This is a genomic window from Variovorax xiamenensis (genome assembly GCF_050916385.1).
Taxonomy (GTDB): Bacteria; Pseudomonadota; Gammaproteobacteria; order Burkholderiales; family Burkholderiaceae_C; genus Variovorax.
Window position 1 is genome coordinate 6,645,845 of sequence record NZ_CP139038.1, and the last position, 24,691, is coordinate 6,670,535.

A 24,691-nucleotide genomic window follows, 5' to 3' on the forward strand; every position below is an offset into this window, starting at 1 on the left:
CTCACCATGGATCTGCCTTGCCGATGCGGCCCAGGTGCGTGGCGGCGAAACCCGTCGCGTACTTGAGCCCGTAGCCGAGCGCGTGGTCCATGCCGATGTGGGCGAGCCAGATCAGGCTGCCGGCCACCGCCCACGGCATGGCCGCGAGCACGCCGAGCGCCAGCAGCAGCACCGGGCCGACGTACGAGTGCGCCGCGTTGTAGAGCACCGCGCCTGTGCGGGGGCCCGCGAGGTAGCCCAGCAGCGACAGGTCGGGCGCGAGCAGCCAGAGCGCGAACACGCCCCAGCCCGCGCCGAACTGGGCATACGCGGCGAGCGCCACGCCCAGCACCACGGCGCCTTCGAGTTGAAGCAGCGCGCGCACCCCGCCCGTGACCGCCGTCGAGCCCTCTTCAGAGGACACCGCGGAACCGGCCCCGCCGGCCCACGCGTCTAGCCCCCGCAGAAGCGGCAGGCGGAACGACGGGAGCTCAACCACGATGGCTCCAGCGGCGGCCGCCACGCTCCATGAAGTCGCGCACCTTCTGCTGCTGCGCGGCGTTCAGGTTGTCGTAGAAGTCGGCGGCGGCGGCAATGATCTCGGGACTGCCGTTGCGCACGGCCGTGGTCTTCTCGTCGATCAGGCGGGCGGCGCCGGCCTGGTCGAGCTTGTTGCCAGCGAAGAGCGCCTTGAACTGCGAGCGCGGATCGCCCGAGCCGCCCGCACCGCGCATGGCCTCGCGCTGTGCCTGCAGCTTCTCGGCCAGCACCGTGAGCTTCTGTTTCTGGTTGGCGTCGAGTTCGAGCTTGCTGCCCACGCGCTCGACCATCTTCGCGCGGAACTCGGCGCTGTCGCCACCCCAGCCGTGGCGATAGCTGCTGCAGCCGGCGATGCTGCCCGCGACCATGGCGGCGCCTGCAAAACCGAAGAGAGTGCGCTTGATCCAGTGTTTCATGGTGATTCCTTGTGTTCCTGGTGTTGTGTTGAGGAGGAAGCTCCATGGTGCGATCTGCACCGGGCCAAGTCCTCTCGCCGCGGTTGCGGCGTGTTTCGTTTTATTGCGACGGGTGTGGCGGCAAGCCGGGTGGCTTACAGGCGGCTGCTCTTGGCGTTGGCGGCAGCGGCGCGCGCGTCGACGGGGTTGGGCATCGTCGAGATGACCTGGCTGTTCACGCGCGAGCTGGCCGACACGTTCTGGTCGGGCGCGGCAGTTGCGCGCACGGCTTCGGCGACGATGCGCGCGCGCTCGGTCGACACGGCCATGGTCTCGGCGCCGCGCGAACCGCGCACCACGTTCTGGTCGGGTGCCGACGCGGTGCGCATGGCTTCGGCGTTGACATCGGCACGGCTCTTGGCCGACACGGCGGGCTGCACGCCCTCGTAGCTCTCGGCCTTCGCGCCGGCTGCGGCGAGCATGGCGAAGGATGCGACGGCGACGATCTGGGTGAAGGAGACGGACTTCATTTCAGGCCTTTCTTGCAGTGGTTGAAGAGAAGGCCTGATGGTGCTTGCGGGGTCTGCGCAAGTCCTTTCGCCGCAGTTTCGGCGTGTTTCGTTTCTTTTCACTCACCCGCCAGGGTGAGTGCAAAGTACGCTCAGTTCATGGTGTCAGCCAGCCATCGCGGCGGCAGGGTCGTCGGATTCGAGCACGCCCTTGGCCCAGGCCTCGAGCTTGCCGGTGTCGGCGCGCAGCACTTCCTGCTTGACCGCGAGGATGCGCGAGGGATGCATCGAGAAGCTGCGCAGGCCCAGCCCCAGCAGCAAGCGCGTGAAGGCCACGTCGCCCGCCATTTCGCCGCATACGGCCACGCCCTTGCCCTGGCGGCGGCACTCGGCGATGGTGTCTGCCACCAGGCGCAGCACGGCCGGGTGCGCAGGGTCGTACAGATGCGCCACCGACTCGTCGGCACGGTCGATGGCCAGCGTGTACTGGATCAGGTCGTTGGTGCCGATCGACAGGAAGTCGAAGTGCTTGAGGAAGATGCGCAGCGTGAGCGCGGCAGCCGGAATCTCGATCATCGCGCCGAGCTTCACGTGGCCGTACACCGCGCCGCGGTTGTCGAGTTCGGCGCGGGCGAAGTCGATCAGCGAAAGCGTCTGGCGGATCTCGCTCGCGTGCGCGAGCATGGGAATGAGCAGATGGATCTCGCCGTGCGCCGCCGCGCGCAGGATGGCGCGCAGCTGCGTGAGGAACATCGCCGGGTCGGCCAGGCTCCAGCGGATGGCGCGCAGGCCGAGCGCGGGGTTCAGGTGCTCCTGCTTGTTGGCCGAGATGCTGTCCAGCGGCTTGTCGGCGCCCACGTCGATGGTGCGGATGGTGACCGGCATGCCCTGCATGCCCTCGACCGCGCGCTTGTAGGCCTGGTACTGCTCTTCCTCGTCGGGCAGGCGGGTCTGGCGCGTGCTGGTGTCGCGGCCCATGAAGAGGAACTCGCTGCGGAACAGGCCCACGCCCACCGCGCCCGCCTTGACGGCACCTGCGGTGTCTTCCGGCATCTCGATGTTGGCGAGCAGCTCCACGCGCTGGCCGTCGAGCGTGACGGCGGGCTTGTGTCGCAGCCGCGCGAGCCGGCCGCGCTCGAGGTCGCCCTGGCGCTGCTTGAAGCCGTACTCGGCCAGGATGATCGGCGACGGATCGACGATCACCACGCCCGCGTCGCCGTCAATGATGACCCAGTCGTCCTGCCGCACCAGTTGGCTCGCGGTGCGCGCGCCGACCACCGCCGGGATGTCCATGCTGCGCGCGACGATGGCGGTGTGCGAGGTGCGCCCGCCCACGTCGGTGACGAAGCCGGCGAACACGCTCTTCTTGAACTGCAGCATGTCGGCCGGCGAGAGGTCGTGCGCGATCAGCACCAGCGGCACGTCGATGCCGTCACCCGCGGTGGGGTCGTCGTTGTCGTCGTCAGCGGAGGCGGCGCGCTTGCGGCGCGGCGGGCTCGGCGCCAGCACGGCGGCCGTGCCCTTCATGCGGTGCAGCAGGCGCTCGACCACCTGCTCGAGGTCGGCCTTGCGCTCGCGCAGGTATGGGTCTTCCATCTCGTCGAACTGGCGCGCGATGATCTCGAGCTGCGTGGTCAGCGCCCACTCGGCGTTGTAGAGCCGCTCGCTGATCCAGTGCTTGACGCCACCGCTCAGGGCCTCGTCCTGCAGTAGCATCTGGTGCACCTCGAGCAGCGCCGCGAGCTCATGCGGCGCGTCGTTGGGCCCCATCTGCGCGACGTTGGCCTGCAGCTTGGCCAGCTCGTCGGCCACCGCGTTGCGCGCGGTGCGCACGCGGTCGATCTCGGTCTCGATCTCTTCGGGCTTGATGAAGTAGTGGGCGACGTCGATGCGGCTCGACACCACCAGCACGGCGCGCCCGATGGCAATGCCACGGGCGACAGGGAGGCCGTGGACTGCGAAAGTCATGGGACTGTCCTTATTCGCCTTCGCCGAACTTGTCGTCCATGAGCTGGACGATGGCGCTCATCGCTTCTTCTTCCTGCGGGCCGTTGGTTTCGAGCTCGACAGTGGAGCCCAGGCCGGCGGCCAGCATCATGACGCCCATGATGCTCTTGGCGTTGATGCGGCGGTCACCGCGGGAGAGCCACACCTCGCAGGGAAAGCTGCCTGCGAGCTTGGTCAGCTTGGCCGATGCGCGTGCGTGCAGGCCCAGCTTATTGCTGATGGTCACGGATTTCTTGATCACTGTGCTTTCTTTTCGCCTGGTTCTGGGGAGCCGCCACCGCCACCTGCATGACGCCCGCGGTGCCGCCCGCGAGGGCGCGCTGCACCAGCGTCTCCAGGGGTTCGTGCCGGTAGGTGACGGCGCGCAGCAGCATCGGAAGGTTGACCCCCGCCACCAGCCGCGACCGGACGCCGTCCACCAGCTTCTGAGCCACGTTGCAGGGCGTGGCGCCGAACACGTCGGCCAGCACCAGCACCTGCGAGCGCGGCGTGTGCAGCTGCTGCGCAAGCGTGATACGCGCGGCGGCCAGCGTTTCTTCGGGCGACACGTTGGGCAGCACGTCGAGCGCGGCGATGGCCTGCTCGCAGTCGGGAAACACATGCAGCGCGCACTGCCGCATCGCATGAGCGAACGGTGAGTGGGCGATGATGAGGATGCTGTTCATGCGGAAGGAAGGACGACGCGTCGATTATGCGGGGGCGCCCAGGGGAAGTAGATATGCGACATAACGCAGCAGCCTCAGAAATGGGACAGTACCGTGCGAAACGAGCCGGACCGGCCAGCTATCGGAACCATAGCAGGCAGCGTCGGTCCGGCGGGCTCGCCGCCCTTCATGGAAGCCTCAAGCCCTCGAAGAAGGTTTTCGGCGCCTCGGCGGAGGAAGGCTGGCCCAGCACCGTGGCCTGGTAGAGAGCCACCGAGCCGTCTTTCTGCGACTGGGCGAACCACAGCACCTGCAGCGGCGTGGTCGCTCCTTGTTGTTGCGTTTCCAGGCGCTGCGGCGCAGGCACGGCCGTCGCGCGCGGCACGCTGGCGGAGGATTCCGTCACCTGCGCCTCGCCCAACTGGCCGCGCGTGGCCGTGTGCCATGCACGCAGCCAGGCTTCGGCCTGCTCGGGACTGCTTGCGGAAGCATGCGCGATGGCGAAGGTCGCGCCGCCGGCTTCGCAGCCCGTCATGTCGACCTGCACCGATTCGGTGCCCAGCGGCAGCGCGCGGGTCGCGCGGTCGGCCTTGCAGGGCAGCATCGCGACCAGGCCGGCCCCGGCGATCGGCACCTCGCGCCAGTTGAAGGCGGGGCTGCAGGCTGCGAGCAGGGCTGCCGCGGCCGGCACGAGCCGGGAGCAGAAAGTGGCAAGAGACGACGACGGCATGGGGCAGCGATTATCGAACCGCGCGGGAGGGGCGGGATGTCGCCAGCACGATCCGGCTCCCGGAACTAAAATCGCGCCGCCCTTGTCTTGCACGAAGCCATGAAGAAATACCTCGCCGCAGCAGCCGTCGTCGTCGCCCTGGCCACCGGCGTGGGCGTGTACCTCGGCTCCGGCGCCACCGCCGCCCCCGCCTCCACCTTCGTGCTGCTGGACGGCACGCAGAAGAGCACGGCGGACCTGAAGGGCAAGGTCACCCTGGTCAACTTCTGGGCCACGAGCTGCGTGACCTGCGTCGGCGAGATGCCCAAGGTCATCGCCACCTACGACAAGTACAAGGCCCAGGGCTACGACACCCTGGCAGTGGCCATGAGCTACGACCCGCCGAGCTACGTCGTCAACTTCGCCCAGACGCGCAAGCTGCCCTTCAAGGTGGCGATCGACAACACCGGCAGCGTGGCGCAGGCCTGGGGCGACGTGAAGCTCACGCCGACCACCTACCTGGTCAACAAGCGCGGCGAGATCGTGAAGCGCTATGTGGGCGAACCGGACTTCGCCGAGCTGCACAAGCTCATCGAAAAGCTGCTGGCCGAGGCCTGATCCCTCAACCATCCCCAAAATAGAAAAGGCGCCTCGAAAGGGCGCCTTTTGCTTTTGTCTTCCTGCAATCCGCTGCTTACTGCGCGCGGAAGCTGTCGTGGCAGGCCTTGCAGCTCGCGGCGGTCGGGCCGAACTGGGCCTTGAGCGCGTCGAGGTTGCCAGCCTTGGCGGCGGTCACCAGCTTGCCGGTTTCCTCGATCAGCTTCTGCTGGCGTTCCTTGAACTTGGCGTCTTCCTTCCAGATCTCGGGCTTGGCCTTGCCGCCTTCGGTGCCGGCGGCGAAGCCTGCCCAGGGCAGCTTCGCCATGTCGGCGACCACTTCGGCGTTGGCTGCGGCAGCCGCGGCATCGTAGGGAGCGCGGCCGTTGGCCATGGCACCGAGGCGGCTGAAATGCTGGCCCATCACGAACAACGCGCTCTGGCGGTACTTGATGGCGTCTTCGGGCTTGGCGAACTGGGCCGCCGCTGGAAGGGACATGGCAGCGCAGGCGGCTGCAAGGGCGAACGAAGCAAATCGGGTCATCGTGGGTCCTCGTTGTGGGAGAAAAACGCCGTCGTGCGCAGCGCTGCGGGCGAGTGTAGGGGCGGGTCGTGTCCGGCGCATAGCAACAACCCGAAGCGGGCTGGGGCCCGGACTTTGCTAATCTGCGCCTTCCGCAGCATTGCGCCCCCGCGCCTTTCTCGATGACCGACTCCTCCGTGGCCGCATTTCGCGCGGCCTCCGGCCCCGGCGCCCGCACCCGGGTCTGGGACCTGCCGACGCGCCTTTTCCACTGGGCGCTGGCCATCGCCGTCATCGGCATGATCGGCACCGGCCTGAACGGGGCCATGGAATGGCACTTCCGCGTCGGCTACACGGTTCTGGCGCTGCTGCTGTTCAGGCTGCTCTGGGGCTTCGTCGGCGGGCGCTGGTCGCGCTTCGCGGCCTTCGTCTACGGACCCGGCTCGCTCGCGGCCTACCTGCGCGGACGGGCGCATCCGGATCACCTGATCGGACACACGCCGCTGGGCGCCCTGTCGGTGTTCGCGGTGCTGGCCATCCTGGTGCTGCAGGTCGCGACCGGGCTGATGGCCGACGACGAAATCTCCGCCTCCGGGCCGCTCACGCGCTTCGTATCCGGCGAGATCGTGAGCCTGGCCACCGGCTGGCACAAGGCGCAGGGCAAATGGATCGTGATCGCGCTCGTGAGCCTGCATGTGCTGGCGGTGCTGTTCTACGTGCTCGTCAAGCGGCATCGCCTGGTGCGGCCGATGGTGACGGGCGACAAGCTGGTCTCCTCCGAGAGCGGCCAGGTGGCGCCGAGCCGCGACGATGCGGCCTCGCGCTGGCTGGCGCTGGTGCTGTTCGCGCTGTGCGCGGGCGTGGCCTGGTGGGTTTCCTCGCTGCGCGTATGAGCTTCTCCATTTCACGCCCCCTGCCGCTGTCGGCCATGCCGGCGGTGGTGCTGCTCACGCCCGACGCAGCGCACGAGATCGAAGCCACTCGCGCGATCTTCCGCGACTATGCAGGCTCGCTGGGCATCGATCTGGACTTCCAGGATTTCGACGGCGAACTGGCGCAGCTGCCGGGCGAATATGCCGAGCCGCGGGGCATGCTGCTGCTCGCGCTGGTGGATCCGGCCAATGTCAAGGAAGAAGCCGGGCGTCAGACGCCGACGCTGAAACGCGCCGACGGCACGCTGGCGCATGTTGCCGGATGCTGCGCGCTGCGGCCTCTCGACAGCGCGGACTACGTGAACGCGGCGGAAATGAAGCGCCTGTACGTGCGCCCCGGCTTCCGCGGCCTTGGGTTGGGCCGCCAACTGGCCGAGGCGATCCTCGATGCAGCACGCAACGCGGGTTACGGCTGCGTGCTGCTCGACACCCTCGACGACATGGAGTCGGCGCGGGCACTCTACGAAGACCTGGGCTTCGTGGAAGTGCCGCCCTACTATCACAACCCCGTCGCCGGGGCCCACTATCTGAAAGTGGATCTCTGAGCTGACCGGCCGGATCAGCCGCGGGCCTGGGCCAGCAGCGTGTCGGCGTCGCTCACTTCGAACTTGCCCGGCGCCTCGACATTCAGCGTCGCGACCTTGCCGTCCTTCACGAGCATCGAATAGCGATTGCTGCGCAGGCCCATGCCGCGGCCGGTCAGGTCGAGCGTAAGGCCGGTGGCCTTCGCGAAGTCGGCGCTGCCGTCGGCCAGCATGCGCACCTTGGCTCCGGTCTTCTGGTCGCGTGCCCAGGCGCCCATCACGAAGGCATCGTTCACGCTCACGCACCAGATCTCGTCCACGCCGGCAGCCTTGAAGTCGTCGAAGTGCTGCACGTAGCCCGGCACGTGCTTGGCCGAGCAGGTGGGGGTGAAGGCACCGGGCAGCGCGAACAGCGCGATGGTCTTGCCCGACGAGGCCTTGGTCACGTCCACGGGGTTCGGACCGATGCTGCAGCCTTCGCCCTCGACTTCGGAGTATTCCTGCAGGGTGGCCGAGGGAAGGGTGTCGCCGACTTTGATCATTGAATGTGCTCCTGAAAAAGAAAAACGGCCCACATTGTGGGCCGTTTCCGGATCGGATGCCCCTGGGGGCTCCAATGATTGATCAGACCAGGACGGCCTTCTCGACCAGACGGGTCACAACCCAGTTCTTGGTCTTCGAGATCGGACGGCTTTCCGTGATCTCGATGGTGTCGCCCAGCTTGTACTCGCCCTTTTCGTCATGGGCGTGGTACTTGCTCGTCTTGGCCACGATCTTGCCGTAGAGCTCGTGCTTCACACGGCGCTCGACCAGCACGGTCACGGTCTTGGCACGCTTGTCGCTGACCACCTTGCCGATCAAGGTGCGCTTGAGGGATTTTTTAGCTTCCGTCATGTTCACTCCTTACTTGGCGGCTTGGGTTTCTTGCTGCTTCTGGGCAAGAATGGTCTTGGCGCGCGCGATGTCGCGACGGGTCACGCGCAGCGTCGAGGTGTTCGACAGCTGTTGCGTGGCCTTCTGCATGCGCAGGCCGAAATGGGCCTTCTGCAGATCCTTGATTTCGGCTTGCAGGCCTGCGACGTCCTTCGTGCGCAGGGTTGCGGCCTTCGTCACCTTGGCCGGAGCCGCGGTTTCTTTCTTCTTACGGGTTGCCATCAGTGTTCTCCTCTCAGGCGCCGAGCTGGCGAGCGACGAACGTCGTGCGCAGCGGAAGCTTGGCGGCGGCCAGGCGGAACGCTTCGCGAGCGAGTTCTTCGGGCACGCCGACGATCTCGAACACGATCTTGCCAGGCTGGATCTCGGCAACGTAGTACTCGGGGTTGCCCTTACCGTTACCCATCCGCACTTCAGCGGGCTTGGTAGAGATCGGCTTGTCCGGGAACACGCGGATCCAGATACGGCCACCGCGCTTCACGTGACGCGAAATCGCGCGGCGAGCGGCTTCGATCTGGCGCGCCGTGAGGCGGCCGCGGTCGGTGCATTTGAGACCGAAGTCACCGAACGCAACCGAGTTACCCGTGGTTGCGATGCCGGTGTTGCGGCCCTTTTGTTCCTTGCGGAACTTTCTGCGTGCAGGTTGCAGCATGTTTTGTTACTCCGTGAGGGCCCCGGGCACTTGCGTGCCCGGGAGCGACCGATTACTCGGTCTTGGCACCGTCCGCTGCTGCAGCGGGCGCGGCTTTGCGGACGCGCTTAACGGCGGGTTTCGAGTCTGCACCGGCACCGCCGGTTGCTTCTGCGGGCTTGTCGCTGCCATCGGCGGGAGCGGTGTTGCCACCGATCGGGCCACGGGCACCGGCGCGGGGGCCGGGGCCACGACGGTCGCTGCCCGGACGGTCGCCACCGGGGCGGCCATCACGGCGGGGACCGCGCGGACGACGTTCTTCTTCAGGACGCGGCGTCTCGACGGCCGGCAGGTCGTTACGACCCAGCGTGTCGCCCTTGTAGACCCAGACCTTGACGCCGATGACGCCGTAGGTGGTCTTGGCTTCCGAGGTGCCGTAGTCGATGTCGGCGCGCAGGGTGTGCAGCGGCACGCGGCCTTCGCGGTACCACTCGGTACGTGCGATTTCGATGCCGTTCAGGCGGCCAGCCGACATGATCTTGATGCCCAGGGCACCCAGACGCATGGCGTTCTGCATGGCGCGCTTCATGGCGCGGCGGAACATGATCCGCTTTTCGAGCTGCTGCGTGATGCTGTCGGCGATCAGCTGCGCATCGATTTCGGGCTTGCGCACTTCTTCGATGTTGACCGCAACCGGCACGCCGAGCTGCTTGCCCAGTTCGCGCTTGAGGTTCTCGATGTCTTCGCCCTTCTTGCCGATCACGACGCCCGGACGAGCCGAGAAGATCGTGATGCGTGCGTTCTTGGCGGGACGCTCGATCATGACGCGCGAAACCGAAGCGTTCTTCAGCTTCTTCTTCAGGTATTCGCGAACCTTGATGTCTTCGGCCAGCATGCCCGCGAAATCGCGGTCGCTTGCGTACCAACGGCTGGACCAGTTACGGGTGACCGCAAGGCGGAACCCGGTTGGGTGGATTTTCTGTCCCATATTTCTTCCAGGCCTTCTTAGTTGCCAACCGTCACGTACACATGGCACGTGGGCTTGCTGATGCGATTGCCGCGACCCTTGGCCCGCGCCGTGAAGCGCTTGAGCGTTGCACCTTGCTCGACGTAGATGGTCTTGACCTTCAGCTCGTCGATGTCGGCACCGTCGTTGTGCTCGGCGTTGGCGATAGCCGACTCCAGCACCTTCTTCACGATCACAGCGGCCTTCTTCTGCGTGAATTGCAGGATGTTGAGCGCTTGATCGACCTTCTTGCCGCGGATCAGGTCAGCGACCAGACGGCCCTTGTCGACCGACAGGCGGACACCGCGGAGGACTGCACGTGTTTCAGACATGGTCGTTCCTTACTTCTTCTGGACTTTCTTGTCCGCGGGGTGCCCCTTGAACGTGCGCGTGAGCGCAAATTCGCCGAGCTTGTGGCCGACCATCTGGTCGGTGATGTACACAGGCACGTGTTGCTTGCCGTTGTGCACGGCGATGGTCAGACCGATGAACTCGGGCAGAACCATCGAGCGGCGCGACCAGGTCTTGATCGGCTTCTTGTCCTTGGTCGTCACGGCCTTGTCGGCCTTGGCCACGAGGTGGTGGTCGACGAACGGACCCTTCTTGAGAGAGCGAGTCATTGGCTATCCCTTACTTCTTGCGACGCGACACGATGAAGACCTGCGTGCGCTTGTTGTTACGGGTGCGATAGCCCTTGGTCAGATTGCCCCACGGGTCGACAGGATGGCGGCCTTCGCCAGTCTTGCCTTCGCCACCACCGTGCGGGTGGTCGACCGGGTTCATCACCACGCCGCGAACGGTCGGGCGGATACCCATGTGACGCTTCACACCGGCCTTGCCGAGCTGGCGCAGGCTGTGCTCTTCGTTGGCAACTTCACCGATGGTCGCGCGGCATTCGATGTGAATGCGGCGGACTTCGCCCGAGCGCATGCGGACCTGGGCGTAGACGCCTTCACGGGCCAGCAGCGTGGCCGAGGTACCGGCCGAACGGGCGATCTGCGCACCCTTGCCGGGCTGCAGTTCGATGCAGTGGATCGTCGAACCCACCGGAATGTTGCGGATCGGCAGAGTGTTGCCGGCGCGGATCGGGGCTTCGGCGCCCGACAGCAGCGTTGCACCAGCTTCCAGACCGCGCGGGGCGATGATGTAGCGGCGCTCGCCGTCGGCGTAGCAGACCAGAGCGATGTGGGCGGTACGGTTCGGGTCGTATTCGATGCGTTCGACCTTGGCCGGAATGCCGTCCTTGTTGCGCACGAAGTCGACAACGCGGTAGTGGTGCTTGGCACCGCCGCCACGATGACGGATCGTGATGTGGCCGTTGTTGTTGCGGCCGGCCTTCTGGAACTGGGGTTCCAGCAGGGCTGCGTGAGGAGCACCCTTGTACAGGTGGTCACGCGAGATCTTCACCGCGCCGCGTTGGCCCGGCGAAGTGGGTTTCATCTTGATGACGGCCATGATTAAGCGCCTTCCCCGACGAGGTTGAGCTCTTGACCGGCCTTCAGCGTCACATAAGCCTTGCGAACGTTGTCGCGGCGGCCGACGGACTTGCCGAAGCGCTTGGTCTTGCCCTTGGTGTTGAGCACCGACACGCCCTTGACCTCGACCTTGAACATCAGTTCGACAGCGGCCTTGATTTCGGGCTTGGTGGCGTCTTGCAGCACCTTGAAAGTGACAGCGTTCGACTTCTCGCCGACCATCGTGGCCTTTTCGGACACGATCGGGGCGACCAGCACCGCCATCAGGCGGCCTTCTTCGAACGTACGTTCAGCGGCGGTAGGGTTCACGCGGCTCATGCGAACATCTCCTTGAGCTTGTCGACGGCACCCTTGGTGACCAGCACCTTCTTGTAGTGAACCAGCGACACCGGATCGGCGTAACGGGGTTCGACCACGAGAACGTTGACCAGATTGCGCGAGGCAAGGTACAGGTTTTCGTCGACTTCTTCGGCGATCACGAGCACGGACTCGAGATTCATCGCCTTGAAACGGGCTGCCAGCGGCTTGGTCTTGGGCGAGTCGACCTTGATCGAGTCGACCACGGCCAGACGGCCTTCGCGAGCGAGCTGCGAGAAGATGGACGCCATGCCGGCGCGGTACATCTTCTTGTTGATCTTCTGCGAGAAGTTTTCGTCAGGCATGTTCGGGAAGATCCGGCCGCCCCCGCGCCACAGCGGCGAGGAAGTCATACCGGCACGGGCGCGGCCCGTTCCCTTTTGCTTGAAAGGCTTCTTGGTCGAGTGCTTGACCTGTTCGCGGTCCTTCTGGGCGCGCGTGCCTTGGCGTGCGTTGGCCTGGAACGCAACGACGATCTGGTGGACCAGGTCTTCGTTGTAGTCACGGCCGAACACGGTCTCGGGAGCGTCGTACTTCGACGCGGCCTGGCCTTGTTCGTTCAGGAGTTCGAGTTCCATTACTTCGCTCCTTGGGCAGCCTGCGGCTTGGCCTTGATGGCGGGACGCACGGTGACGAAGCCACCCTTCGAACCCGGAATCGCGCCCTTGATGAGCAGCAGTTGGCGTGCTTCGTCGATGCGGAACACGTCGAGGTTTTGCGTGGTGCGGGTGACGTCGCCGAGGTGGCCCGTCATGCGCTTGCCGGGGAACACGCGGCCGGGATCCTGCGCCATACCGATCGAGCCGGGCACGTTGTGCGAACGGCTGTTACCGTGCGACGCGCGCTGCGAACTCATGTTGTGACGCTTGATCGTGCCAGCGTAGCCCTTGCCGATGGAAGTGCCCTGCACGTCCACCTTCTGGCCCACGGAGAAGACGCTTGCCACCGGGATCACGCCGCCAGCCTTGTGCTGACCTGCGGTATCGGCGGTAACGCGGAATTCCTGGATGATTTCACCAGCTTCGACACCCGCCTTGGCGAGGTGGCCGGCTTCGGGCTTGGTCACGCGCGATGCCTTGCGCGAACCGAACGTCACCTGCAGGGCGACGTAGCCATCGGTCTCTTGGGACTTGATCTGGGTCACGCGGTTGTTGGACACATCCACCACCGTGACAGGAACTGCGTCCCCGTCATCGGTGAAGAGACGCATCATCCCCACCTTGCGGCCCAGCAACCCGAGGGAGTTGCTCAGACTCATTTGTTTTCTCCAAAAATGGAAGCTTCCTTCGCCGCTGCCACTTCAATTGGCGACAGCGTTTGCCGGGTTTCCCCGAACAGCGGAAGAAGGTTGATAAATCTCTGCCCGCATAGCACCCATGCGGACGCAACAAGGGCAGAGCCAGCGATTATAGCCCGCACCGCGGGCATAGCGCAAGCGCCATCATTTGCGGCGCTTTCAGGCCATGGAGGCCTGTTTTCGGGGCGGTTTTCCGCCTATTTCGGCTCTTTGGCCGGCATCGAGATGATTTTCTCGCCCTCGGCCGACGACTTCATCTCGCCCGCTGCCTTCATGGCGGGGGCACTCGATCCGGTCTGGATCGGGATGGCGACGATGCTCATGGCGCCGTTCTGCGTGACGAAGACGTTCAGGTAGGCAAGGCCCTCGCGGTCGCTGGTTACCGTTGCAGTCGCGGTAGTGCTCTGGCCGGCGGGCAGGGTCAAGTTGCTGCTCGTGGTCAAGGTCAGTCCGGCATCGACCGTCAGCCGCGCAGTGGCGCCAGCCGCATCGCTCACCCCGTCGAATTGCAGTACGACCGAAATCGACCGGCCGACCTTGGCCGCGCCCTCGACCCGATATTGAATCGCGACGCCGGAATCGTTGGGCTTGCGCGCCGCAGCCGTCATGGGCGCAGCATGGCTGGACGAAGCCGTGCCCTTGGCGGTGCGCGGCGTCGACGCGTTGTCCGCACACGCGGATGCGGCAACAAGCGCCAAGCATGCTGTTGCGGCGATCATCGAGCTGGAACGGAGGTTCATGGCGGACTTCCTCGCTGCTATCCGTTTATTGAATCAGCACGCCGAAGCACGTGCTCGCGGCGGCGTTGTTGACATCGTTGACGACCAGAACATAGTCGCCAGCCGACAGGCTGACCGAATTGGTATTCCGGCTCACGACTCCGCCCCGGTAGATCACGAAGTTGGGGCTGGCGCCTGCAGGCGGGCTGATCGTGAACTGGTAGCTGCGGTTGGCAGGCGCTGTGAAGCGCAGATAGGAGAAGCTGCCAAGCTTGTTTCCGTCGCGCTGAGGGTCCGCGGCGTTGGTCACGCAGGCCGAGGTGGCCGTGCCGACCGTCGCCTGGTTGTACATCGGCAGCACGTAGTTCACCGTCGGCGAGCCGCCGTTGTTGCCTTCCTGCACACCGTAGGCGTCGTTGGCGGCCGTGCTGATGCTCTGGCCCGAAAGCAGCGTTGCCAGTGCCGACGCACTGTTCGGCGCCGCCACGTTGAACGCCGCCGTGAACGGATGAATCGAGGTGACCGGAGCGCCGCCCCTGAACAGCACACTGGTCATCGTGTCGTGAATGGGCTTGAACCCGACCTGCTGGTTCAGATTCCAGAAGATCGACTGGATCGAGGATTCGCGGAACCAGCCGGGGTTGGTGGCAGGCCCTCTCGTGAGGTCGAGGTTGCCGCCCTGCGCCTGGCCCGGGCCGCCCGAGTCGACATAGTTGTTGCGCCCCAGTGCGATGCCCGACCAGCCATTGCCCCATCCTTCGGAGAACGCCAGCCGGCGATCGACGCGCTCGCTCGTGGAGTGCGCGCCGCCGGTCGAGTCATCGCGGCTGAAGGATGCCTGGTAATAGTGCCCCCACTCGTGCGCGATCACCGGCGCGTCGAACTCGTCGGTATCCACGTCTTCCTTGCCGAGCACGTAGATTTCAGCGCCCGAACTCCTGCCGATGAAGAACGTGGTGCCGATCTGCCCCTGCGCGATGCTGCCGCTGGCATTCGTGTTGTTGACGCTCCAGAACACCTTCAGCGAGGGAAACGCCGTCGCCGGCGCGGCCGTCAGCACCTTCTGCATCGCCGTGTAGACCGTGTCCATGATGGCGAACGGCCCCGACACGCGCTGGCTCGTGTAGCTCGATCCGCCCCAGCCGCTGGCGGCACGCAGGTCGCGGGTGAGCGCCGCGCCGCCCGTGGAGAACACCGAGGACTGCATGGAATAGATCGCGCTCGACTGCGTGTTGTCACGAACAGTGACATCCCAGCTCGGAAGCGCGCCGGTGCGAGTCAATTGGGCACGCACGCGGACGATGACATTCGTATTTCCTGGAACGCTCGCTGAATAGGCACCGTTGTCGTCGGTGGAAGTGGTCGCCAGCTGATTGCCGCTGGCAGCGTCGAGCACCTCGACGAAGGCCCCGCGCACCGGCTTGACCGCGGTATCGGCATACACAAGGCGGCCATTGAGATTGGGCACCGATTCGTAGGTAGCCGTGCCGCTCAGCGCGACCGGCGTCGTCGGGACTATAGGCAACAGCGGGATGCCACCGCCGCCGCCTCCTCCTCCGCCACCACCGCAGGCGGTCAGCAGCGTTGCTGCTGCGATGCAAGCCACAAGGCTCGAAGCAAAGGAGATGCGGTGTCTCATGGTTGTGCTGCCCTCGTTTCAGCTACCCGGCGCTTCGATGATTGACGGCGGCCGGCACGGGAGGATGCCACATCCGCGTGACATAAAACACAAAACCCGCCTGCATTTCTGCAGGCGGGTTTCTCAGCAGTTGCGGCGCGAAGCCGAATGGATTACTGCAGCTTGATCTCGACGTCCACGCCGGCCGGCAGGTCGAGCTTCATCAGCGCGTCCACGGTCTTGTCGGTCGGGTCGACGATGTCCATCAGGCGCTGGTGCGTGCGGATTTCCAGCTGGTCGCGCGACGTCTTGTTGACGTGCGGCGAACGCAGGATGTCGAAACGCTTCATGCGGGTCGGCAGGGGCACGGGGCCCTTGACGATCGCGCCGGTGCGCTTCGCGGTGTCCACGATTTCAGCGGCCGACTGGTCGATCAGCTTGTAGTCGAATGCCTTCAGGCGGATGCGGATCTTTTGCTTGGTAGCCATGGTGATTCCTTTGCTCCCGTCTTCTTACAGGTCGAGGATCTTCGCCACGACGCCCGAGCCCACGGTACGGCCGCCTTCGCGGATAGCGAAGCGCAGACCTTCTTCCATGGCGATCGGAGCGATCAGCTTCACGGTGATGCTGACGTTGTCGCCGGGCATGACCATTTCCTTGTCCTTGGGCAGCTCGATCGCGCCGGTCACGTCCGTCGTGCGGAAGTAGAACTGCGGACGGTAGTTGTTGAAGAACGGCGTGTGACGGCCGCCTTCGTCCTTCGACAGAACGTACACCTCGGCGGTGAAGTGCGTGTGCGGCTTGATCGAGCCGGGCTTGCACAGCACCTGGCCGCGCTCGACTTCTTCGCGCTTCGTGCCGCGCAGCAGCACGCCCACGTTGTCGCCGGCTTGACCCTGGTCCAGCAGCTTGCGGAACATTTCCACGCCGGTGCAGGTGGTCTTGACCGTCGGGCGGATGCCCACGATTTCGATTTCTTCACCGACCTTGATCACGCCGCGCTCGACGGCGCCGGTCACCACGGTGCCGCGACCCGAGATCGAGAACACGTCTTCCACGGGCATCAGGAACGTGCCGTCCACGGCGCGCTCGGGCGTCGGGATGTACGTGTCCAGGGCTTCGGCCAGCTTCATGATCGAGCCTTCGCCGAGTTCACCCTTGTCGCCTTCCAGGGCCAGCTTGGCCGAGCCGTGGATGATGGGGGTGTCGTCGCCGGGGAATTCGTACTTGTCGAGGAGTTCGCGAACTTCCATTTCGACCAGCTCGAGCAGTTCCTTGTCGTCGACCATGTCGCACTTGTTCAGGAACACGATGATGTAGCCCACGCCCACCTGGCGAGCCAGCAGGATGTGCTCACGGGTCTGGGGCATCGGGCCGTCGGCGGCCGAGCACACCAGGATGGCGCCGTCCATCTGGGCGGCGCCGGTGATCATGTTCTTCACGTAGTCGGCGTGACCGGGGCAGTCGACGTGTGCGTAGTGACGGTTGGCCGTTTCGTACTCGACGTGCGCGGTGTTGATCGTGATGCCGCGGGCCTTTTCTTCAGGCGCAGCGTCGATCTGGTCGTAGGCCTTGGCTTCGCCGCCGAACTTCGACGACAGCACCGTTGCGATCGCAGCCGTCAGCGTGGTCTTGCCGTGGTCGACGTGACCGATCGTGCCCACGTTCACGTGCGGCTTGGTGCGGGTGAATTTACCTTTTGCCATTTTTCAATCCTTGAAAGAGCAGCCCCGTGTATTGGTTTTATGTCTGCATCCGGTTGCTGGTTCGCCCCGCACGGGAACAGGGCGGCACCGGATCGCAGACAGGAAGGGCCGCGCACTGCGCGGCCCCTGGTTCAGAAAAGCTTACTTGGCGCGAGCGGCCACGATGGCCTCGGCGACGTTACGGGGAGCTTCGGCGTAGTGCTTGAACTCCATCGTGTACGTGGCGCGGCCTTGCGACATCGAGCGCAGCGTGGTCGAGTAGCCGAACATTTCCGACAGCGGCACTTCTGCCTTGATGGCCTTGCCGCCACCGACCATGTCGTCCATGCCCTGCACCATGCCGCGGCGGGACGACAGATCGCCCATCACGTTGCCGGCGTAGTCTTCAGGCGTCTCGACTTCCACGGCCATCATCGGCTCGAGGATCACGGGGTTGGCCTTGCGGGCACCTTCCTTGAAGCCGAAGATGGCGGCCATCTTGAACGCCATTTCGTTCGAGTCCACGTCGTGGTACGAACCGAAGTGCAGCGTGACCTTGACGTCCACGACGGGGTAGCCCGCCAGCACGCCTTGCGTCAGTGCTTCCACGACGCCCTTTTCCACTGCGGGGATGTATTCGCGAGGAACCACACCGCCCTTGATGGCGTCGACGAACTCGAAGCCCTTGCCGGCTTCCTGGGGTTCGATCTTGAGCACAACGTGACCGTACTGGCCCTTGCCGCCCGACTGACGAACGAACTTGCCTTCGGCCTCTTCGACGGTCTTGCGGATCGTTTCGCGGTAGGCCACTTGCGGCTTGCCCACGTTGGCTTCCACGCCGAATTCGCGCTTCATGCGGTCCACGATGATTTCGAGGTGGAGCTCGCCCATGCCCGAGATGATGGTCTGGCCCGATTCCTCGTCGGTCTTGACGCGGAACGACGGGTCTTCCTGCGCCAGGCGCTGCAGGGCGATGCCCATCTTTTCCTGGTCGGCCTTGGTCTTGGGCTCGACGGCCTGCGAGATCACCGACTCGGGGAACACCATGCGCTCCAGGGTCACGACGGAATCCGGATCGCACAGGGTTTCGCCCGTGGTCACTTCCTTCAGGCCTACGCAAGCGGCGATGTCGCCGGCGCGGATTTCGCTGACTTCTTCGCGATTGTTGGCGTGCATCTGCACGATACGGCCGATGCGTTCCTTCTTGCCGCGCACCGGGTTGTAGACGCTGTCACCCTTGGAGAGCACGCCCGAGTACACGCGCACGAAGGTCAGCTGGCCGACGAAGGGGTCGGTCATCAGCTTGAACGCGAGCGCCGAGAACTTCTCTTCGTCGTCGGCCTGGCGCACCACCGGTGCTTCGCTTTCGTCGGTGCCAGCCACCGGAGGAATGTCCGTCGGAGCGGGCATGTACTCGATCACGGCGTCGAGCATGGCCTGCACGCCCTTGTTCTTGAAGGCCGAGCCGCAAAGCATCGGCTGGATTTCGCCGGCGATGGTGCGCTGGCGCAGAGCCTTCTTGATTTCCTCTTCGGAGAGCTTTTCGCCTTCGAGGTACTTGTTCATGAGGTCTTCGCTCGATTCGGCGGCGGCCTCGACCAGCTTCTCGTGGTATTCGTTGCAGACATCGACCAGGTCGGCCGGGATCTCACCGTAGGTGAAGGTCACGCCCTTGTCTTCGTCCCAGATGATGGCCTTCATCTTCACGAGGTCGACGATGCCCTGGAACTTGTCCTCGGCGCCGATCGGGATCTGGATCACGACCGGGTTGGCCTTCAGGCGGTCGATCATCATCTGGCGAACACGCAGGAAGTTCGCGCCGGTACGGTCCATCTTGTTGACGAACGCAAGACGGGGCACCTTGTACTTGTTGGCCTGGCGCCAGACGGTTTCCGACTGGGGCTGCACGCCGCCGACGGCGTCATAGACCATCACGGCACCGTCCAGCACGCGCATGGAGCGCTCCACCTCGATGGTGAAGTCCACGTGGCCGGGGGTGTCGATGATGTTGATGCGGTGCTCGGGGAAATTCTGGGCCATGCCCTTCCAGAAGCAGGTGGTGGCAGCCGAGGTGATCGTGATACCGCGCTCTTGCTCTTGCTCCATCCAGTCCATCGTGGCGGCACCGTCGTGCACTTCACCGATCTTGTGGTTCACACCGGTGTAGAACAGGATACGTTCGGTCGTCGTGGTCTTGCCAGCGTCGATGTGCGCGGAGATGCCGATGTTGCGGTAGCGCTCGATGGGGGTCTTGCGGGACATGATTTACTTTCGGGTTGAAATGCGTTGAGCGCTGGGCCCCGGGCACGGGCACAACGCCCGAAACCCGACACCCAACGCCCAAGCGAAGTTTGATTTTTAGAAGCGGAAGTGGCTGAACGCCCGGTTGGCTTCTGCCATGCGGTGCACTTCGTCGCGCTTCTTCATGGCACCGCCACGGCCTTCCGTGGCTTCCATCAGTTCGTTGGCCAGACGCAGGGCCATCGACTTCTCACCGCGCTTGCGGGCAGCTTCCTTGATCCAGCGCATCGACAGGGCGAGACGGCGGACGGGACGGACTTCGACCGGCACCTGGTAGTTCGCACCGCCGACGCGGCGCGACTTCACTTCGACCATCGGCTTCACGTTGTTGATGGCAACGGTGAACGCCTCGAGGGGGTCCTTGTCCGGGTTCTTCTTCTCGATGAAGTCGAGGGCACCGTAGATGATGCGCTCGGCAACAGCCTTCTTGCCGCCTTCCATGATCACGTTCATGAATTTGGACAGCTCGACATTGCCGTACTTGGGATCCGGCAGGATTTCACGTTTGGGGACTTCGCGACGACGTGGCATTTTTCTAACCTCTTTGCTTCAGTTGGCACCGCTTCCGGGGCCGCGAGAGCCAGTCAGGACTCTCACTTACTCGACCCGACAGTGGGTCACTTCGTTCGATCTACCCGCCAAGGTAACCGAACACCATTTGTTTTTGACGACAGGAAGGCTTAAGCCTTCTTGGGACGCTTCGCGCCGTACTTGGAACGCGACTGCTTGCGGTCTTTCACGCCTTGCAGGTCGAGCGAACCGCGAACGATGTGGTAACGCACACCGGGCAAGTCCTTGACACGACCGCCGCGAACCAGCACGACGCTGTGTTCCTGGAGGTTGTGGCCTTCGCCGCCGATGTAGGAAATGACTTCGAAGCCGTTGGTCAGACGGACCTTGGCAACTTTACGAAGCGCCGAGTTCGGCTTCTTCGGCGTCGTGGTGTAGACGCGGGTGCAGACACCGCGACGTTGCGGCGAGTTCTGCATGGCAGGGCTCTTCGAATTGATCTTTTCGACCGTTCGACCCTGACGCACCAGTTGATTGATGGTTGGCATGAATTAAAAAGTCCCCAAAACGAGAAACGCCCCGGCCCTGGCTGTGAAACCACCCTTGTCGTGACTCAAGGAGGCCGGGAATGACGAAAACGTGAAACCCTTCGGAAAATTCCGAAAAGCCCACGAGTATAGCAAACGAGCCTGAAACGGCAAGGTCGGCCGCCGCGGATGTCCTTCGGCGGCCCTTTCCGTTCCTTTTTTTCTGCCTCCGGCTTACTTGATCCAGAGACGCAGCGCGTCCCAGGCGCGGCCGAGAACGCCGGCCTGCTCGACCGGCTCCAGGGCCACGAGCGGCACGTCGGCCAGGGGCTGGTCGTCCAGCGTGACCTTGAGCGAGCCGACCGCCTGGTACTTGGTGAACGGCGCCACCAGCGGGTCGGGGCGCGACACCTGGGTCTTGATCTTGTTGGCCATGCCCGTCGGCACCGCCACAACGATCGGCTCCGGACGGCCCAGCTTCAGGACGTTGGCCTTGCCCTTCCAGACCGCCGGGGTGGCGGCCGGCTGGCCACCGTCGAACAGGCGAACAGCGTCGTAGGCCGTGTAGCCCCAGTTCAGCAGCTTCTGCGATTCGTTGGCGCGCACGGTTTCGCCCGTGGTGCCCAGAACGATCGACAGCAGCCGGCGTCCGCCCGTCAGGTTGGGAAAGTCGCGCTTGGCGGTGGCGATCATGCAGTAGCCGGCCGCTTCCGTGTGGCCGGTCTTCAGGCCGTCGACGGTCGGATCGCGGAACAGCAGCAGGTTGCGATTGGTGTCGTTGGTCGACGGGGTGCCCGGGTAGCGGTACTTCTTGATCGCGTAGTACTTGGCCTCCTCGGGGAAGTCGCGCACCAGGCGGGTCGCCAGGATGCTCAGGTCGCGGGCCGTGGTGGTGTGGCCGGGCGCCGTCAGGCCCTCGGGATTCTTGTAGGTGGTGTTCTTCATGCCCAGCGCCTTGGCCTGGGCGTTCATCATCTCGACGAAGTGCTCCACCGTGCCGCCCACGCCCTCGGCCAGCGCGACCGTGGCGTCGTTGCCCGACTGCACGATGAGGCCCTTGATCAGGTCTTCCACCGGCACCTGCATCTTGGGGTCGATGAACATGCGCGAGCCGGGCATCTTCCAGGCGCGCGGGCTGACCGGCAGGGTCTGGGTCAGCGTGATCTTCTTGGCCCGCAGCGCGTCGAACACGACGTAGGCGGACATCAGCTTGGTGAGCGAGGCCGGCTCGACCGGGCTGTCGATGTCCTTCTGGGCCAGGATCTGGTTCGCCGTCACGTCCAGCAGCAGATAGCTGCGCGCGGCAATTTCAGGCGGCGCCGGCATCTGGGCGGCGGCGATCAGGCTGAAGGAGGCGGCGGCGGTAAAGACCAGCGCGCGGAGCGCGCCAAGAAAACGATTCATTGGGAGTTCGGAAAGAGACGAAAACAAGCCCGGGAGGCTTTCAAGCGATGTCCGCGCGCAGATGGCGGACGACCAGACCCTTGAGGAGCGGCAATTGTCCGTGAAAGAAATGACCGCCCCCGGGGATGACTGTGACAGGAAGTGACTGCGGCCGCGCCCAGTCCATCACGGCGGACAGGGCAACGGTGTCGTCGGCTTCGCCATGAACCACCAGCGTGCGCTCGTGCGCCTCGACGGGCAGCGTCGCGACGTTGTTGCGCGCCGCGGCCGTGCCGACCAGCACGATCTGCCGGATCTCGCGCTCGCCCCAGAGCCCGGCGACGGCGCCGCTCGCGACGAAGGCACCGAAGGAAAAGCCGGCGATCGCCAGCGGCCCCTCGGGCGCGAGCTGCCCGACGACGTTCAGCATGTCTTCCAGCTCGCCGCGCCCCTCGTCGTGCACGCCTTCGCTGGCGCCCACGCCGCGGAAGTTGAAGCGCACCGTGGTCCAGCCGGAGGCGATGAAGGCGCGCGCGAGCGTCTGCACAACCTTGTTGTCCATCGTTCCGCCGAACAGCGGATGCGGATGGGCGATGACGGCGATGCCACGCGGAGTGCCCGCAGGCTGGTCGCGCTGCACCTCGATCGCGCCGGCGGCGCCCTGGAGGCTGATCTTTTCTGTCTGGGAGTTCATTGGCGCAGGTACGAGCAGAGGGCCGGCGTAAAAGTTCAGCGTCCGACGTTCGGGGGCAGCAGCAGCCGCTCGACGACCTGGCCGTTCTTCAGGTGCGACTCGACGATCTCGTCGATGTCCTCGCTGTCGACGAAGGTGTACCAGACGGCCTCGGGGTACACCACGGCCACCGGCCCGCCCGCGCAGCGGTCGAGGCAGCCTGCCTTGTTGACGCGCACCTTGCCCGGCCCCGATAGCCCCTCTTCCTTGACCTTCGCCTTGCAGCGGTCGAAGCCTTCCTGAGCGTTGTGCATGGCGCAGGAGTCCTCGCCGTTCTTGCGCTCGTTCAGGCAGAAGAAGATATGGCGGCCGTAGTAGCCGGACGGAGCGGCTGGGGTGGAGCTGGGCATCGGCGGATTTTAGTGACCACCCTCTTCACCCTCGCTCCAGCCGAGCAATCCGGCCCCTCAGGCCGTCGTGGCCGAGCCGGGCCGCCCGCGACGAGACACGGCCACCACCACATAGACCAGCACCGCGTAGGGCCACACCCAGCCCAGCCACTGCGCCAGCCCGTGGAAGCGGATGAAGCGCCCCTGCTCCCAGGTGGCCAGGGTCTGCGCGAAGTACGCGCTCTCGGGGGCCTGGTTCAGCAGGCTCAGCTGCAGCACCAGCCCCATCAGCAGCAGCGCCGCGCACAGGCGGCGCGGCGCGAACAGCAGCAGCACGCCGGCGAAGAAAGCCGCAGCCATGCCGACCTGTACCGGCAGCCCCAGCCACGCCCAGGCGTGCTCCGGCCCGTAGCTCAGCGCCGCCGACAGCGCCGAGGCCGCGATGCCGGCCAGCAGCGTCAGCGGCAGCAGCACCGCGCGCTGGACCACCGAGCGCGCGACGAGATAACCCAGCAGGCACGGCACCAGAGCCCCCAGCATCACGCACAGCAGTTCCACCGCCGGCACCAGCGGCTCGAGTTCGAACTGGCGCAGCGGCAGCCAGTCGATGAAAGGCGTGTCGAGCAGCCATTCGGAAATCGCCACCTCGAGCCGCTCGAACACTTGCCCCAGCCCGAAGGTGACTGCCGCCGGAAAAAGCAGTGCGAAAGGCCACAGCGCCAGCAACACCAGCGCGCCGCGCGAGTCCTCGGCGAACCACTGCGAGCGCGCGCGACTCCAGTGCGCGACCGCCCCCAGCCGCTCGAGCCCCGCCGCCAGCACGGCACCGACCAGGGTGCCCGCCGTATTGAGCCCCAGGTCCACGTTCGACGGGATGCGCGCGGGCAGGTAGCTCTGCAGCGTCTCCATGGTGAAGGAAACCGCCGCTCCCGCCACGGTGGCGCGCAGTACCGCATGCCGGACGCCCGCGGCCCGCCCCGTCCGCAGCACCGCCAGGGCGCACAGGAAGCCGAAGGGAACGTAGCCCGCGACGTTGACCGCGAAATCGAAGCCCGTCCAGTACTTGGGCCAGGGCGCCCACAGGTACGCCCAGGGCGCGATCCCCTGGTCGCGCCAGTCGGCGAACGGATAGAGGCTGGCGTAGACGATCAGCGCCCCGTACGCGAGCGCCAGCGGGAGCGCGGCGGACTTGTGCTGCGGCCGATCCACCGTGGACACCGGTGCGCGGCTCAGAACGGCTTGACGACCACCAGGATCACGATGCCCAGCAGCAGCAGCACCGGCAGTTCGTTGAACCAGCGGAACCAGCGGTCGTTGCGGCGGTTCTCGCCGGCCGCGAAGCGGCGCAGCAGCACGGCGCAGCCGTGGTGATAGCCGATCACCACCAGCACCAGCGCCAGCTTGGCGTGCATCCACCCGTTGCCCGGGCCGCGCCCGATGCCGTATCCCAGCCAGAGCCACAGGCCGAAGCCGATCGCCGGAACCGCCAGGAAAGTCGTGAACCTCAGGAGCTTGCGTGCCATGAGCAGCAGGCGCTCGCGCTCCGCTACCGATTCGGGTGGAACCATCGCCAGGTTGACGAATATCCGCGGCAGGTAGAACAGCCCCGCGAACCAGCTTGCGATGAAGACGATGTGGAGAGATTTGACCCAGAGCATGGCGGCAGTTTAGTGGCGCCCTCTCTGCGGCATGGCCCTGTTTTGGGGCGGCCTACTCGTATGACAGGCAAAAAAAAGCCCGACGTCTTCACGTCGGGCTGGGAAGCCCTTTTGCTGTCACACATCAAGGCACCCGCTCAGGGAGGAAAAGCGGGGAGCGGCAAGCCGCC

The 24,691-nt window shown here is 65.2% G+C and carries 34 protein-coding genes; 3 read left to right on the forward strand and 31 right to left on the reverse strand.

What is annotated here, in order from left to right; translation table 11 throughout:
• Window position 1: 1 nt before the first annotated feature.
• The 7 genes from SFB74_RS30510 to SFB74_RS30540 all read right to left on the reverse strand — a co-directional run bounded on the left by SFB74_RS30510 (window position 2) and on the right by SFB74_RS30540 (window position 4,804).
• The gene (locus SFB74_RS30510; protein WP_432728129.1) at window positions 2-478 is read right to left on the reverse strand and encodes a DUF4260 domain-containing protein; all 477 of its coding nucleotides are present in this window, start codon (window positions 476-478) and stop codon (window positions 2-4) included.
• On the reverse strand, window positions 471-935 hold the full coding sequence (locus SFB74_RS30515) for a Spy/CpxP family protein refolding chaperone (RefSeq protein ID WP_432728130.1): 465 nt from the start codon (window positions 933-935) through the stop codon (window positions 471-473). The genes SFB74_RS30510 and SFB74_RS30515 overlap by 8 nt, the downstream gene beginning before the upstream one ends.
• Window positions 936-1,069: 134 nt before the next feature.
• Window positions 1,070-1,444: a DUF4148 domain-containing protein gene (locus tag SFB74_RS30520; RefSeq protein WP_432728131.1), complete on the reverse strand. Its 375-nt coding sequence runs from the start codon at window positions 1,442-1,444 to the stop codon at window positions 1,070-1,072.
• Between the two features lie 144 nt (window positions 1,445-1,588).
• On the reverse strand, window positions 1,589-3,391 hold the full coding sequence (ptsP, locus tag SFB74_RS30525) for a phosphoenolpyruvate--protein phosphotransferase (protein WP_432728132.1): 1,803 nt from the start codon (window positions 3,389-3,391) through the stop codon (window positions 1,589-1,591).
• A gap of 10 nt (window positions 3,392-3,401) precedes the next feature.
• Complete coding sequence (locus SFB74_RS30530) at window positions 3,402-3,671, reverse strand: HPr family phosphocarrier protein (RefSeq protein ID WP_093247284.1); 270 nt, start codon at window positions 3,669-3,671, stop codon at window positions 3,402-3,404.
• Entirely contained in the window at window positions 3,640-4,095 is a 456-nt protein-coding gene (locus SFB74_RS30535) for a PTS sugar transporter subunit IIA (protein ID WP_432728133.1), read from the reverse strand. Before SFB74_RS30535 ends, SFB74_RS30530 begins: the two co-directional genes overlap by 32 nt.
• 166 nt (window positions 4,096-4,261) lie before the next feature.
• The gene (locus SFB74_RS30540; protein ID WP_432728134.1) at window positions 4,262-4,804 is read right to left on the reverse strand and encodes a hypothetical protein; all 543 of its coding nucleotides are present in this window, start codon (window positions 4,802-4,804) and stop codon (window positions 4,262-4,264) included.
• Window positions 4,805-4,903: 99 nt separating this feature from the next.
• On the opposite strand from SFB74_RS30540, the gene SFB74_RS30545 reads away from it, so the two are divergent.
• On the forward strand, window positions 4,904-5,401 hold the full coding sequence (locus SFB74_RS30545) for a TlpA disulfide reductase family protein (RefSeq protein WP_019657670.1): 498 nt from the start codon (window positions 4,904-4,906) through the stop codon (window positions 5,399-5,401).
• Between the two features lie 76 nt (window positions 5,402-5,477).
• On the opposite strand, the gene SFB74_RS30550 is transcribed toward SFB74_RS30545, so the two are convergent.
• A complete protein-coding gene (locus tag SFB74_RS30550) occupies window positions 5,478-5,924 on the reverse strand; it encodes a c-type cytochrome (protein ID WP_432728135.1) in 447 nt (148 codons plus the stop codon).
• A 161-nt stretch (window positions 5,925-6,085) separates the two neighbouring features.
• Here SFB74_RS30550 and SFB74_RS30555 point away from each other — a divergent pair, with 161 nt between their 5' ends.
• Together SFB74_RS30555 and SFB74_RS30560 are read left to right on the forward strand one after the other, a co-directional pair.
• Window positions 6,086-6,796 (forward strand): cytochrome b/b6 domain-containing protein, encoded by a 711-nt coding sequence (locus SFB74_RS30555; protein WP_432728136.1) that lies wholly within the window; start codon window positions 6,086-6,088, stop codon window positions 6,794-6,796.
• On the forward strand, window positions 6,793-7,380 hold the full coding sequence (locus SFB74_RS30560; protein ID WP_432728137.1) for a GNAT family N-acetyltransferase: 588 nt from the start codon (window positions 6,793-6,795) through the stop codon (window positions 7,378-7,380). The genes SFB74_RS30555 and SFB74_RS30560 overlap by 4 nt, the downstream gene beginning before the upstream one ends.
• Before the next feature lie 14 nt (window positions 7,381-7,394).
• On the opposite strand, the gene SFB74_RS30565 is transcribed toward SFB74_RS30560, so the two are convergent.
• The 23 genes from SFB74_RS30565 to SFB74_RS30675 form a co-directional block, all read right to left on the reverse strand.
• Complete coding sequence (locus tag SFB74_RS30565; protein ID WP_432728138.1) at window positions 7,395-7,901, reverse strand: peroxiredoxin; 507 nt, start codon at window positions 7,899-7,901, stop codon at window positions 7,395-7,397.
• An 82-nt stretch (window positions 7,902-7,983) separates the two neighbouring features.
• Window positions 7,984-8,253 carry a 30S ribosomal protein S17 gene (rpsQ, locus tag SFB74_RS30570; RefSeq protein WP_015867662.1) on the reverse strand — a complete coding sequence of 90 codons (270 nt, stop codon included), beginning with the start codon at window positions 8,251-8,253 and terminating at the stop codon, window positions 7,984-7,986.
• Window positions 8,254-8,262: 9 nt separating this feature from the next.
• The gene (gene rpmC / locus SFB74_RS30575; protein ID WP_026284221.1) at window positions 8,263-8,472 is read right to left on the reverse strand and encodes a 50S ribosomal protein L29; all 210 of its coding nucleotides are present in this window, start codon (window positions 8,470-8,472) and stop codon (window positions 8,263-8,265) included.
• A 55-nt stretch (window positions 8,473-8,527) separates the two neighbouring features.
• Window positions 8,528-8,944 carry a 50S ribosomal protein L16 gene (rplP, locus tag SFB74_RS30580; RefSeq protein WP_007838137.1) on the reverse strand — a complete coding sequence of 139 codons (417 nt, stop codon included), beginning with the start codon at window positions 8,942-8,944 and terminating at the stop codon, window positions 8,528-8,530.
• Window positions 8,945-8,996: 52 nt separating this feature from the next.
• Complete coding sequence (gene rpsC / locus SFB74_RS30585; protein ID WP_019657677.1) at window positions 8,997-9,911, reverse strand: 30S ribosomal protein S3; 915 nt, start codon at window positions 9,909-9,911, stop codon at window positions 8,997-8,999.
• 17 nt (window positions 9,912-9,928) lie between these two features.
• Window positions 9,929-10,261: a 50S ribosomal protein L22 gene (gene rplV, locus SFB74_RS30590; protein ID WP_019657678.1), complete on the reverse strand. Its 333-nt coding sequence runs from the start codon at window positions 10,259-10,261 to the stop codon at window positions 9,929-9,931.
• A 9-nt stretch (window positions 10,262-10,270) separates the two neighbouring features.
• Complete coding sequence (gene rpsS / locus SFB74_RS30595; protein ID WP_007838132.1) at window positions 10,271-10,549, reverse strand: 30S ribosomal protein S19; 279 nt, start codon at window positions 10,547-10,549, stop codon at window positions 10,271-10,273.
• Between the two features lie 10 nt (window positions 10,550-10,559).
• Window positions 10,560-11,384, reverse strand: a complete 825-nt coding sequence (rplB, locus tag SFB74_RS30600) for a 50S ribosomal protein L2 (protein ID WP_176669033.1) — start codon at window positions 11,382-11,384, stop codon at window positions 10,560-10,562.
• Window positions 11,385-11,386: 2 nt separating this feature from the next.
• Window positions 11,387-11,722 carry a 50S ribosomal protein L23 gene (gene rplW / locus SFB74_RS30605; RefSeq protein ID WP_093206293.1) on the reverse strand — a complete coding sequence of 112 codons (336 nt, stop codon included), beginning with the start codon at window positions 11,720-11,722 and terminating at the stop codon, window positions 11,387-11,389.
• The gene (gene rplD, locus SFB74_RS30610; RefSeq protein ID WP_019657681.1) at window positions 11,719-12,339 is read right to left on the reverse strand and encodes a 50S ribosomal protein L4; all 621 of its coding nucleotides are present in this window, start codon (window positions 12,337-12,339) and stop codon (window positions 11,719-11,721) included. Before rplD ends, rplW begins: the two co-directional genes overlap by 4 nt.
• Entirely contained in the window at window positions 12,339-13,019 is a 681-nt protein-coding gene (rplC, locus tag SFB74_RS30615) for a 50S ribosomal protein L3 (RefSeq protein WP_125952641.1), read from the reverse strand. Before rplC ends, rplD begins: the two co-directional genes overlap by 1 nt.
• Before the next feature lie 236 nt (window positions 13,020-13,255).
• Window positions 13,256-13,798, reverse strand: coding sequence for a hypothetical protein (locus SFB74_RS30620; protein ID WP_432728139.1), 543 nt, complete (start codon window positions 13,796-13,798; stop codon window positions 13,256-13,258).
• A 25-nt stretch (window positions 13,799-13,823) separates the two neighbouring features.
• Complete coding sequence (locus SFB74_RS30625) at window positions 13,824-15,416, reverse strand: hypothetical protein (protein WP_432728140.1); 1,593 nt, start codon at window positions 15,414-15,416, stop codon at window positions 13,824-13,826.
• A 152-nt stretch (window positions 15,417-15,568) separates the two neighbouring features.
• Window positions 15,569-15,883: a 30S ribosomal protein S10 gene (gene rpsJ / locus SFB74_RS30630; protein ID WP_007838118.1), complete on the reverse strand. Its 315-nt coding sequence runs from the start codon at window positions 15,881-15,883 to the stop codon at window positions 15,569-15,571.
• Window positions 15,884-15,907: 24 nt separating this feature from the next.
• On the reverse strand, window positions 15,908-17,101 hold the full coding sequence (gene tuf / locus SFB74_RS30635; RefSeq protein WP_093210122.1) for an elongation factor Tu: 1,194 nt from the start codon (window positions 17,099-17,101) through the stop codon (window positions 15,908-15,910).
• Window positions 17,102-17,242: 141 nt separating this feature from the next.
• Window positions 17,243-19,342 (reverse strand): elongation factor G, encoded by a 2,100-nt coding sequence (fusA, locus tag SFB74_RS30640; RefSeq protein ID WP_093208510.1) that lies wholly within the window; start codon window positions 19,340-19,342, stop codon window positions 17,243-17,245.
• Window positions 19,343-19,438: 96 nt separating this feature from the next.
• Complete coding sequence (gene rpsG, locus SFB74_RS30645; RefSeq protein WP_007829591.1) at window positions 19,439-19,912, reverse strand: 30S ribosomal protein S7; 474 nt, start codon at window positions 19,910-19,912, stop codon at window positions 19,439-19,441.
• 149 nt (window positions 19,913-20,061) lie between these two features.
• Window positions 20,062-20,439, reverse strand: a complete 378-nt coding sequence (rpsL, locus tag SFB74_RS30650; protein ID WP_013543948.1) for a 30S ribosomal protein S12 — start codon at window positions 20,437-20,439, stop codon at window positions 20,062-20,064.
• Window positions 20,440-20,652: 213 nt separating this feature from the next.
• The gene (locus SFB74_RS30655; protein ID WP_432728142.1) at window positions 20,653-21,822 is read right to left on the reverse strand and encodes a D-alanyl-D-alanine carboxypeptidase family protein; all 1,170 of its coding nucleotides are present in this window, start codon (window positions 21,820-21,822) and stop codon (window positions 20,653-20,655) included.
• Between the two features lie 40 nt (window positions 21,823-21,862).
• A complete protein-coding gene (locus SFB74_RS30660; protein WP_432728143.1) occupies window positions 21,863-22,495 on the reverse strand; it encodes an alpha/beta hydrolase in 633 nt (210 codons plus the stop codon).
• Window positions 22,496-22,530: 35 nt separating this feature from the next.
• Entirely contained in the window at window positions 22,531-22,884 is a 354-nt protein-coding gene (locus SFB74_RS30665) for a (2Fe-2S) ferredoxin domain-containing protein (RefSeq protein WP_093208502.1), read from the reverse strand.
• Between the two features lie 57 nt (window positions 22,885-22,941).
• A complete protein-coding gene (locus SFB74_RS30670) occupies window positions 22,942-24,081 on the reverse strand; it encodes a VanZ family protein (protein WP_432728144.1) in 1,140 nt (379 codons plus the stop codon).
• Window positions 24,082-24,092: 11 nt separating this feature from the next.
• A complete protein-coding gene (locus SFB74_RS30675; RefSeq protein WP_176664998.1) occupies window positions 24,093-24,521 on the reverse strand; it encodes a CopD family protein in 429 nt (142 codons plus the stop codon).
• Between the last annotated feature and the right edge of the window lie 170 nt (window positions 24,522-24,691).